The organism is Kocuria sp. ZOR0020 (genome assembly GCF_000800955.1).
Classification (GTDB): domain Bacteria; phylum Actinomycetota; class Actinomycetes; order Actinomycetales; family Micrococcaceae; genus Kocuria; species Kocuria subflava.
Map to the genome: position 1 here is coordinate 22551 of NZ_JROX01000004.1, position 9353 is coordinate 31903.

Below are 9353 nucleotides of genomic sequence, written 5' to 3' on the forward strand. Positions count from 1 at the left end.
CAAACTGCCACCTGTTGTCGGCCAACCACCAGTTGGCGTGTGCGCAAGCGCCTCAGAACGTGGCGGTGTCGATCACGTAGCGGTAGCGCACCTTGGAGTTGACCACGTTGTTGTAGGCCTCCGTGATCCCCTCACCGGAGATCAGCTCAACCTGCGGGTGAACACCGTGCTCAGCGCAGAACTCCAGCATCTCCTGAGTTTCTGCCATGCCGCCGATCTGGGATCCGGCCATGACCTTGGATCCGATCACCAGACCTGCCAGATGCAACGTGGTGGGGTTCTCCGGCAGGCCGACGTCCACAAAAACGCCCATGGGCTTGAGCGTTGCCAACAGACCTGAATAGTCCAGGTCATCAGCGCTGACGGTGCACAGGATCAGGTCAAAGGTTCCCCGCAGGTTCTCCAGCGTCCCTTCCTCTGACAGCGCGTGGTAGTCGGTTGCTCCGAACTTCTTGCCGTCTTCCTCCTTGGACCGGGTCTGGGAGATCACGGAGACCTCCGCTCCCATGGCAGCAGCGATCTGAACACCCATATGACCCAGTCCACCCAGACCCACCACGGCAACCTTCTTGCCCGGTCCGGCACCCCACCGCTTGAGCGGTGAGTAGGTGGTGATCCCGGCACACAGCAACGGGGCTGCTGTCTCGAACGGGATCTCATCCGGGATGCGAGCGGCAAAGTCCTGATTCACCGTGAATCCCTGCGCGTATCCGCCGGCAGTGGGGTTGCCTTGGGCATCATCCCCGTAGGTCCACAGTGTGCCTCCGTCCCCCACGCAGTACTGCTCCTCCCCGGCCTGGCAGTACTCGCAGGTGCCGCAGGAGTTCACCATGCAGCCCACACCCACCTTGTCACCCACCTTGTACTTGGTGACGTCCGAGCCCACCTGGGTCACGATCCCGGCGATTTCATGTCCCGGGGTCAGTGGGAACTTTGCCGGTCCCCATTCCTCGCGGGCGGTGTGGATGTCCGAGTGGCAGATACCTGCGTACTTGATCTCGAACGTGATGTCCTGGGGACCCGCCTCCGGGATGGTCACGGTGGTGGGGTGGAACTGGGTGGTCTTGTCATCGCATGCGTAAGCGCGTACTTCAGGCATGGTGGCTCCTTCCGAATCAGTGCGAGCAGGGCCTGACGACCATGCTCCTGCTGCCATGTTCCACCCACTCATGCCCGCAATCGCCCGGCATCGCTGACAGTGAAACACCCAGCTCGTCACCTGCAAACGCCCCAGCCACAACAACGACGACGACGGTGGGTCACCCACCGTCGTCGTCGTTGATTCGGGGTGTGGCACGGTCGTGCGGGTCCCCAGGTGCGCCGTTGGTGCGCCCAGGCTTCAACGCGCGGCCAGGCGCTCCTCCATCTCTTCCAGGGCAATGCCCTTGGTCTCCGGCATGGCTTTGAGCACCCACACCAGCTGACCGATCATGCACACGAAGAAGACGGCGAAGGCCGTTCCCGGGCCCAGGCCACCGGCAATCCAGGGGAAGGTCCAGCTGATCAGTGCCGCGGCAAACCAGTGGGTGAAGGAACCCAGGGCTTGGCCGCGTGCGCGGACGCGGTTGGGGAAGATCTCCGAGATGAACACCCAGATCACGGAGCCTTGACCGAAGGCGTGGGCGGCAATGAACAGCAACAGGGAGGCCAACACCAGGCTGCTGCTGACCGCACCAAAGTTGCCGCCCTGGGTGAAGAACAGCATGGCGATCACACCCAGGCTGATGAGGTAGCCGATGGAACCGATCAGCATGAGCTTGCGTCGGCCGAACTTGTCGATCACGGTCAGCGCCACCATGGTGGCCACCAGGTTCATGCCGCCCACGGCGATCGATTGAAGGAACGCAGAATCCTCACCGGCGCCTGCCATACGGAAAATGTCCGGTGCGTAGTACATGATGGCGTTGATTCCGGAAAGCTGGTTGAAGGCGGCAATGGCCACGGCCAAAAATATTACTCGGCGGTATTTGGGCACGAAGAACGGAACTTTACCGGTGTCCTGTGCCAAATCCGCCACGGCATCCTGGATCTCCCGTTCCAACTCATTGGCTTCCTGCGGGCTGGAGGCCAACAACTCCACGTTGGTGCGAGCTTTTTGAGTGTTGCCTTTGAGGAACAACCACCGCGGGGATTCCGGAACGGTGAACAACAAGAGGATGAAAACAACGGCGGGCAGCGCTTCCACTCCGAACATCCACCGCCAGGCCACGGATTCATCCACGGCACGGGCGATGAAGAAGTTGGACAGGTATGCCAGCAGAATGCCCAGCACCACGTTGAACTGGACCAGACCCACCAGGCGTCCACGCAGACGCGGAGGGGAGATCTCCGCCGTGTAGATGGGTGCGGTCACGGAAGCACCGCCCACGCCAATACCGCCCAGGAAGCGGAAGAACAGGAACAGGTACCAGTTGTCCACCACAGCTGATCCCACGGCGGAGACCAGGTAGAGGACGCCAATGACCAGGAGGATCTTCTTGCGACCGTACTGGTCTGAGGGACGCCCTGCGGTCAGCGCGCCGATGATGGTGCCGATCAAGGCTGAAGCCACCGTGAATCCCAGAGCAAAGCTGCCCAGATCAAACTTTTCAGTCAGAGCTTGAGTGGTCCCGGAAATGACAGCCGTGTCAAAACCAAACAGCAAACCACCCAGTGCAGCCACCACGGCGCTGCGCAAAACAATAGGTTTCATGAGAAATCCTGTTCCAGCAGAGGACGGGAACGGGGCTCACGGAGATTGCATGACCCCTGTACGGCCTGGAGATTCACGTGCCGCTGACGGAAGTATGCACCCGCCCGCGACGAGCAGCAACGATTTTCCTCAACAGACCTGGATTGTTTCCCCACATGTCAGTGCTCTTTCCCCACATGTCAGGATTGCGCAACTTCATGAAACACAGGTCCGCAGATCATTGGATGGTCATCATGCGTCGAGCAGGGATTTTCGGGGACGTGTCACCGGGCGTCGTCGTCGTTCTTTGCGGTTTGATCCCGCAGGAAATAGGCACCCAGGGAACCGGCCAGAGTCGCAAAAACCACCACCGAATAGACCGAGAGCACCACGTGAACCACGCGGCCGAATGCGTCCTGCGGATCCATGCCACCACCAGTGACCGTGGCCAGACTGACCTGATACAGCGCGTCCGAATAACTGGTGTAAGACTCCACCGCGTACACCAGCTGGGACGCGGCCAGGATGACCACCACCGTGACGGCAGCCAGCCATGCAATGCGGTCCGTGAGCAGCCGCCCCGCCGATCGTGAGCCGCGCAGACCTGCAGAGAGTATGCCGCTGACACGCGTGATCCGGCTCAGCCGCAGCGCCCGCAGGGCTTGGACGCCACGGAAGAAACGCAGGAACGGCAGCAACAGGAAAATCACCTGCCACCAGGTCCGGCGCCAGAACTCCAACTGGAACCCGGCAATGTAGGCACGCAGCAGGAACTCGCCGGCAAACACCAACCAGAACGCCCAACCCACAATGTTCAGAATCGTGGTCCACCCGGCGTCCTGGATCAACAACTGGCCCAGGATCACAAACAGGTAGATCAGGCCCAGCAGACCCAATGGCCGGTCCAGTCGGTCGGCCAGAACCTCGGCAGAGATCAGTTTGCGCAGGCTGGTGCCCTGCGGTTGTGGGCGCGGCGTTCTGGAGCGCGCCTTCACGCCGAACCTGCGGCCAACACGGTTTCCAGGTGGTCCAGGACGCCGGCTTGATCGTGTGATCCCACCACAATGTCTCCCACTGCCTTGATGGCTTCCGGGGCATTGGCCATGACCGCGCCACAGCCCACCAGCTGGAGCATCTCGACGTCGTTGCCGCCGTCCCCGAAAGCCATGGCATCAGCTGGGTCGATGCCGAGTTGCCCGCACAGCCATTGAAGGCTGGTTCCCTTGTTGACACCCCGGCCAATCAGGTCAATGGACCCGTGACCGCTGGAAACCGGGACCACGGTGGACGGTAGAGCTTGCCCGATCTGCTCCAACAATTCTTCCGTGCGCTCCGGCGGGCAGCCCAGCGCCAATTTCACAATGTCATCCTCAACATCTGACCACTGCGCCACCAGGTCCATCTTGATGTAGTACTTGCGCAGGATGGCTTGCATGTCAGGGTCCATGGTTTCCAGTGCATATGCGGCCTGGACACCGCAGGCAAGAGCGTGAACATCCTCAAAGGAACTGACCACTTCCAGTGCGCCCAGTGCGTCCTGGCGCTGCATGGCCTCCACACGGAGGATCTGGGAATCCGTTCCCACCACCGCGCCGTTCTCTGCCACGTACAGGATGTCCGCAACGTCCGGGAAATGGGATTTCAGCTGCCAGTACTGGTTGCCACTGGCCACCACGAACTGAATCCCACGGTCCGTGAGCTGTTGGTGGATCCGTGCGAATCGTTCGTGATCGTAGGTGCTGGAGGCATCCAGGAACGTGCCGTCCATGTCCACGGCCACCAGTTTCAAGGTCATCTGTGCTGCCTGCTTTCCGTTGAATTCGGGATGCTGCGGTGGAGCACACTCACGGGCCTGCTCCAGCCCCTGCTCTTCGCGGCCCCGCCCGTCAGGGCTTCCCAGAGCTTGATCGCCAGCCACAGTGGCACCAGGCCGGTGACGACATAGCGCAGGGCGCCCCACCAGAATCCCACTGGTTGACCGGTGTGTGTTTGCAGGGACACGACTCCCGTGATCAGCTGCCCTGGGGAGGCTGTGACGCCGTAGAGCCCTCCGGCCAGAACCGATACGACGACGCACCCCAGGCCGGCGAGCAAGATCGCCAGACCGCGGTCTTGTGTCAGTCCAGCGCACGTCAAGGCCCATCCCAGGCTCAAGGCCAGGATGAGGGTGGCGTCAATCAGTCTGGCCAGCCAGCGGTGCCCGGCAGTGGCCTCAGGCAACGGCATCCCCTGATGAACCACCACACCCAGGCCAGGCTCTTCTGGCCCGTGAGTTCGGTGCTGCGGATACCAGCCGTAGGTCATGCCACCAGCTTAAGCTGCGGTTCGGCTGCGTTTTTCGGGCCTGCTGCGGGGCCGATTGGTGGTGGCGGAAATCTTCACTGGCTCAAGGCGTGGACCGTGGGTGGCATGAGCATGATGGTGTGGTTGCCCGTGACCGTGCCCAACCCTTGTGCGACTTCAGTCAGCACCTTCCTGAACGCCAGGATGGCGGGGTGCTGAGCTCGGGAGGAACGGGCGGCCGTGAAGATCTTGCGATGGGGGCGCCCAGGCAACTCGATCAACTGCGTTCCGGAGGTGTACTGCGCTCCCACCAGGCCATGCACAAAAGCCACCGCGTGACCGGCTCTGACTATGTGCAACTGCAAGGCCGGGTCCGGGGATTCCAACACCGTGCGCGGTTCAAATCCGGCGGTTCGGCACATGGAGCGTGACCACAGGCCCATGTGGGTGTCGGCAGCATCCAGGGCCCACGGTGCCTGGGCCAGGTCGGCAAGTTGATCCACCCGCGCCGAGAACCTGCCCGTCAGCGGGACCGCCAGGATTTGCGGGTCCTGCAGCAAATCCACTCGGTCCAAGCCGGGCCGGGGCTCCACGGGGAAACCGGGAAGCTCCTCCCCCACCATCACGTCAAAGTCACCAGCCATCAGGCCCTGGTAGGCGGAGTCAACTTCCCGCTGTGTGATGGCCACTTGGAGCTGGGGGTGGCGCTGGTCCAACACGGTCAAAGCTGCCGGGAGCACAGTCATCACCACGGTTTGAAAGGAGGCGACCCGCAGGGTGCCCCTCACCTCTGACTGCGCGGCAGCCAACTCCGCTTCTGCCTGTTCCAGCCGCCGCAACACGGCATCGGCGTGTTCCACCAAGGTCTCCGCAGCATGGGTGAGGTGAACACCGCGCCCCACCTTTTCGAGCAAAACCACCCCCGCCTCACGTTCCAACAGGGACAACTGCTGAGAGACCGCGGAGGGGGTGCAGGAGAGCACCCGCGCCACTTCCGCCAACGTGCCACAGGGCTTGAGTTCGGCGAGCATGCGCAGGCGGGAGACATTCCGCATGGAACCACTATAAGTAAGTTCAGCTAATTAACATGGGTAAGAACCATTCGCTGGATTAATTCAACATGGGGTTGGATGCTGGATGCCATGACCACCACCGCACCACGGGCCCCCGCCGTCGTCGTCGATCAGCGTCCAGGACAGCTGGGCACGGGCTCCGCTGCAGCCCTGGTTCTGGCCTCCTGTGTGTCTCTGCAGTTCGGCGCTGCCCTGGCCACCGAACTGTTCCCCGTGATGGGTTCCTGGGCCACGGCGGGCTTCCGCCTGGCCTTGGCTGCAGTGGTGTTGTGTTTGGTGGTCCGTCCGCGGGTGCTGAGTTGGAACAAGCAGCAATGGACGGCGGTCAACGCTTTCGGGTTTGCGTTGGCCCTGATGAACGGGTTCTTCTACGCGGCCATTGCGCGGATTCCGTTGGGCACGGCCGTGGCCATCGAGTTTCTGGGGCCCTTGTTGCTGGCTGCGGTTCTGTCCCGCTCAGTGCGGGATCTGGTCTGGGTGGGACTGGCCATCTCCGGGATGGCCCTGCTGGGAGTGGAAAGTGTGCTCGGCTTGGATTCACTGGATCCGCTGGGTGTGGCCTTTGCCCTGATCGCCGGAGCCTTCTGGGCCCTGTATGTGTTGACCAGCGCCAAAGTGGGGCAGCTGGTTCCTGGAACGGGTGGCTTGGCCATCGCTCTGGTGGTGGCGGCACTACTGCTGATGCCAGTCAGCGCCGGACACGTCACCACCGTGGTCTCAGATCCGCACCTGTTGCTGTTGGCCCTGGGCACCGCCATCCTGGCCTCCCTGTTGCCCTACTCGTTCGAACTGGCCGCCGTACGGTGCCTGCCCAAGCCCGTTTTCGGCATTCTGTTGAGCATGGAACCGGTGGTGGCCTCGATTGCAGGGTGGGTGTTGTTGAGCCAAGCCGCCGGCCCCTTGCGCATCGTGGCAGTCACCTTGGTGGTGGCCGCCAGCATCGGCAGCACGGTGAGCGCCCGCCGCCAACGGCGCTGAGAAACATGGTGCGCGGCAAGTGCTCATGAGCACCTGCCGCGCACCGTGCGTGGTCCCTCAACCTCTGAAGACCGCTGAATCCGAAACTCAGCTATCGGGGAAGTCGGAAACGTCAAACCGCAGGATGGCGGCCACGCCGTCCTGCGCGTCCAGGTCCATCAGTTCCAGTTCGGCGTCCGTGCGCACGCACGCGGCCAGCACGTTGGATTCCTGCTCCGTCTTGGCCTCCGTGCCCAGCAGGAGGGTCTCCACGGCGCCCACACCGGCTGCGTGGGCCACAGCGTCAACGCCCTCCACGGCCAGGTTGTGCGCCTTGGCCTGCTCAAAACTCCCCGCGTGATCAGCGGCATTCTTGACCGCCAAGTCAGCTGCAATGCTCTGCAGTTCATCGGCCAGCGCTTCCTCAGCACGTTCGTCCTGAGCACCACCACGCTCGACGTCATGCTTGATCTCTTCCAGGGCCGGGGGCAGTTCAGCGGCCAGAGCGGTGCGTCCCTGGACCTCGCCGGCCAGAATCAACACATCCGGGTTCCATGAACGCGCGGTCTTCTCCAGGTGCTCGGCGATGCCGCGGGCATTCTGCTGAACGGCTTCTTCCGCGCGGCGCTGGATCTGGTTGTGGGACAGTGCCCCACCGCGCGGCTTCTGCACGGATTCGGAGCTTTCGTATCCAGCTTCCTGCTCCTGCCCCTGCTCATCCTGTGTGGATGCGGTGGCCACCTCGTGGGAGTCCTCAGCCATGATGGCCTGCTCCACGGTGTTCAGGATTTCTTGGGGCGCCTGTTGCTCCTCCAGGGATTACTTCAGGCTGTTCCACCGCAGTTCGATCCGTTTGGCGGCATCCTCGCTGGCTTCCTGGGTTTCCAGGTGAACCGTGGCGTAGGGACCTTCGGCGTCGTAGATCTTTCGGAGTTCTGCCAGTTGCATGAGCACCCTTCCATCTGCGCCGTACGGACAACAGGATTAGTCAGCCTACTTACCTCAGCGTTTCACGGGCATGCGTCTTGTGGCAATGTTCACCCGGCGTCACGGAGCCCGCCATTGCCGGCTGGGCGCATAGGCTCGCCCCATGTCCATCGTGGAAAACCCTCTGGAAACCCTCACCCGGCAGCAACTGCGCAAGCGCACCAGCGAGAAATGGCAGCACTACCCGCAGGACGTTCTTCCGCTGTGGGTGGCTGAAATGGACGTGGAGCCTGCACCGACCGTCGTCCAGGCGTTGACCCATGCTCTGCGCACCGGCGACACCGGATACCCGTCCGGGGACCCCTACCCGCAGGCGTTCCAACAGTTCGCTGCGCACCAGTGGGGATGGGACGGTTTCAGTGCCGATCGCATGCGCACCGTGCCAGATGTCATGACCGGTATCAGCGCTGCCATCAACGTGCTGACGGAGCCGGGAGACGCGGTGATCGTGTGCTCGCCGGTGTACCCGCCCTTCTACGTGTTCACACGTGAGCTGGGCCGCACAGTGCTAGAGGCGCCCCTGACTGACAACGGGCGCCTGGACCCCGCTGCCATCTCCGCTGCCTTTGAGCAGGCGCGGGCCACCATCCGGCAGCCCGTTCTGCTGCTGGCCAATCCACACAATCCCACCGGAGTGGCGCACACCCGGTACGAGCTCACAACCGTGGTTGAGATCGCCAGGCAGTTCAATGGCCGAATCATCGCCGATGAAATCCACGCGCCCCTGATGCTGGACAGCACGCCGTTCACTCCCCTGCTCAGCATTGACGGCGCGCAGAACGCGTTCTCCGTGTTCTCCGCATCCAAGGCGTGGAACTTGGCCGGTTTGAAGGCTGCCGTACTGTGTGCCGGTCCTCATGCGCAGGCTAACTTGGCACGGGTTCCCTCCACGGTTGACCGCGGGGTCAGCCACCTGGGAGTCCTGGCCCACACAGCGGCCCTGACCGGTGGACAGGACTGGCTCACGGCTCTGCTCAAGGGACTGACCGGTAACCGGAACCTTGTGATGGAGCTGGTCCGCGAGCACCTGCCCGGTGTTGAGATCCAGGCCCCCGAGGCCACATACCTGGCCTGGTTGGACTGCACGGACCTGGACCTACCGGAACAGGGGCCAGACACCCCCGCGGCACAGCACGGGTTGACCGGTCCTGCAGCTTTCTTTTTCAACCACGCCAACGTTGCTCTCAACGACGGCGCTCTGTTCGGCTCCGGCGGTCAGGGCCACGTGCGCTTGAACTTCGGAACCTCACCCGCGATTGTGCGTGAGGCCATCGAGCACATGGGAGCGGCCGTGCGCGAATTCGCCGACTGAGCCACGGCTCCCCCAATACAAAAGGGGCCCTTCACAGATGAGCATGGGTAGGGGTCTTGCGCCACGGCCG

10 protein-coding genes are annotated in these 9353 nt (G+C 62.7%); 2 read left to right on the forward strand and 8 right to left on the reverse strand.

Annotation, left to right across the window (positions count from 1 at the left end; genetic code table 11):
- Positions 1-52: 52 nt before the first annotated feature.
- The 6 genes from L979_RS00410 to L979_RS00435 all read right to left on the reverse strand — a co-directional run bounded on the left by L979_RS00410 (position 53) and on the right by L979_RS00435 (position 6009).
- On the reverse strand, positions 53-1099 hold the full coding sequence (locus L979_RS00410) for an NAD(P)-dependent alcohol dehydrogenase (protein WP_047687975.1): 1047 nt from the start codon (positions 1097-1099) through the stop codon (positions 53-55).
- A gap of 240 nt (positions 1100-1339) precedes the next feature.
- A complete protein-coding gene (locus L979_RS00415) occupies positions 1340-2692 on the reverse strand; it encodes a sugar porter family MFS transporter (RefSeq protein ID WP_047687977.1) in 1353 nt (450 codons plus the stop codon).
- A gap of 263 nt (positions 2693-2955) precedes the next feature.
- Positions 2956-3666: a hypothetical protein gene (locus tag L979_RS00420; protein ID WP_231559324.1), complete on the reverse strand. Its 711-nt coding sequence runs from the start codon at positions 3664-3666 to the stop codon at positions 2956-2958.
- A complete protein-coding gene (locus L979_RS00425; protein ID WP_047687979.1) occupies positions 3663-4466 on the reverse strand; it encodes a Cof-type HAD-IIB family hydrolase in 804 nt (267 codons plus the stop codon). Before L979_RS00425 ends, L979_RS00420 begins: the two co-directional genes overlap by 4 nt.
- The gene (locus L979_RS15715) at positions 4463-4975 is read right to left on the reverse strand and encodes an RDD family protein (protein ID WP_119932462.1); all 513 of its coding nucleotides are present in this window, start codon (positions 4973-4975) and stop codon (positions 4463-4465) included. Before L979_RS15715 ends, L979_RS00425 begins: the two co-directional genes overlap by 4 nt.
- A 74-nt stretch (positions 4976-5049) precedes the next feature.
- Entirely contained in the window at positions 5050-6009 is a 960-nt protein-coding gene (locus tag L979_RS00435; RefSeq protein ID WP_052209253.1) for a LysR substrate-binding domain-containing protein, read from the reverse strand.
- Positions 6010-6096: 87 nt separating this feature from the next.
- Between L979_RS00435 and L979_RS00440 the strand changes: the two genes are divergently transcribed.
- Entirely contained in the window at positions 6097-7005 is a 909-nt protein-coding gene (locus L979_RS00440) for a DMT family transporter (protein ID WP_081993483.1), read from the forward strand.
- An 87-nt stretch (positions 7006-7092) separates the two neighbouring features.
- Here the strand turns inward: L979_RS00440 and L979_RS00445 are convergent, their stop codons facing one another.
- Both L979_RS00445 and L979_RS16950 read right to left on the reverse strand, forming a co-directional pair.
- On the reverse strand, positions 7093-7761 hold the full coding sequence (locus L979_RS00445) for a hypothetical protein (RefSeq protein ID WP_047687983.1): 669 nt from the start codon (positions 7759-7761) through the stop codon (positions 7093-7095).
- Positions 7762-7803: 42 nt separating this feature from the next.
- On the reverse strand, positions 7804-7932 hold the full coding sequence (locus tag L979_RS16950; protein WP_255349584.1) for a hypothetical protein: 129 nt from the start codon (positions 7930-7932) through the stop codon (positions 7804-7806).
- Between the two features lie 142 nt (positions 7933-8074).
- Between L979_RS16950 and L979_RS00450 the strand changes: the two genes are divergently transcribed.
- Entirely contained in the window at positions 8075-9283 is a 1209-nt protein-coding gene (locus L979_RS00450) for a MalY/PatB family protein (protein ID WP_047687985.1), read from the forward strand.
- Positions 9284-9353: the final 70 nt, after the last annotated feature.

Bases quoted from the DNA above. Each gene is read 5' to 3' on its own strand.
- L979_RS00435 (WP_052209253.1), bottom strand. From the start codon at position 6,009: ATGCGGAATGTCTCCCGCCTGCGCATGCTCGCCGAACTCAAGCCCTGT.
- L979_RS00450 (WP_047687985.1), top strand. From the start codon at position 8,075: ATGTCCATCGTGGAAAACCCTCTGGAAACCCTCACCCGGCAGCAACTG.
- L979_RS15715 (WP_119932462.1), bottom strand. From the start codon at position 4,975: ATGACCTACGGCTGGTATCCGCAGCACCGAACTCACGGGCCAGAAGAG.
- L979_RS16950 (WP_255349584.1), bottom strand. From the start codon at position 7,932: ATGCAACTGGCAGAACTCCGAAAGATCTACGACGCCGAAGGTCCCTAC.
- L979_RS00440 (WP_081993483.1), top strand. From the start codon at position 6,097: ATGACCACCACCGCACCACGGGCCCCCGCCGTCGTCGTCGATCAGCGT.
- L979_RS00415 (WP_047687977.1), bottom strand. From the start codon at position 2,692: ATGAAACCTATTGTTTTGCGCAGCGCCGTGGTGGCTGCACTGGGTGGT.
- L979_RS00425 (WP_047687979.1), bottom strand. From the start codon at position 4,466: ATGACCTTGAAACTGGTGGCCGTGGACATGGACGGCACGTTCCTGGAT.
- L979_RS00410 (WP_047687975.1), bottom strand. From the start codon at position 1,099: ATGCCTGAAGTACGCGCTTACGCATGCGATGACAAGACCACCCAGTTC.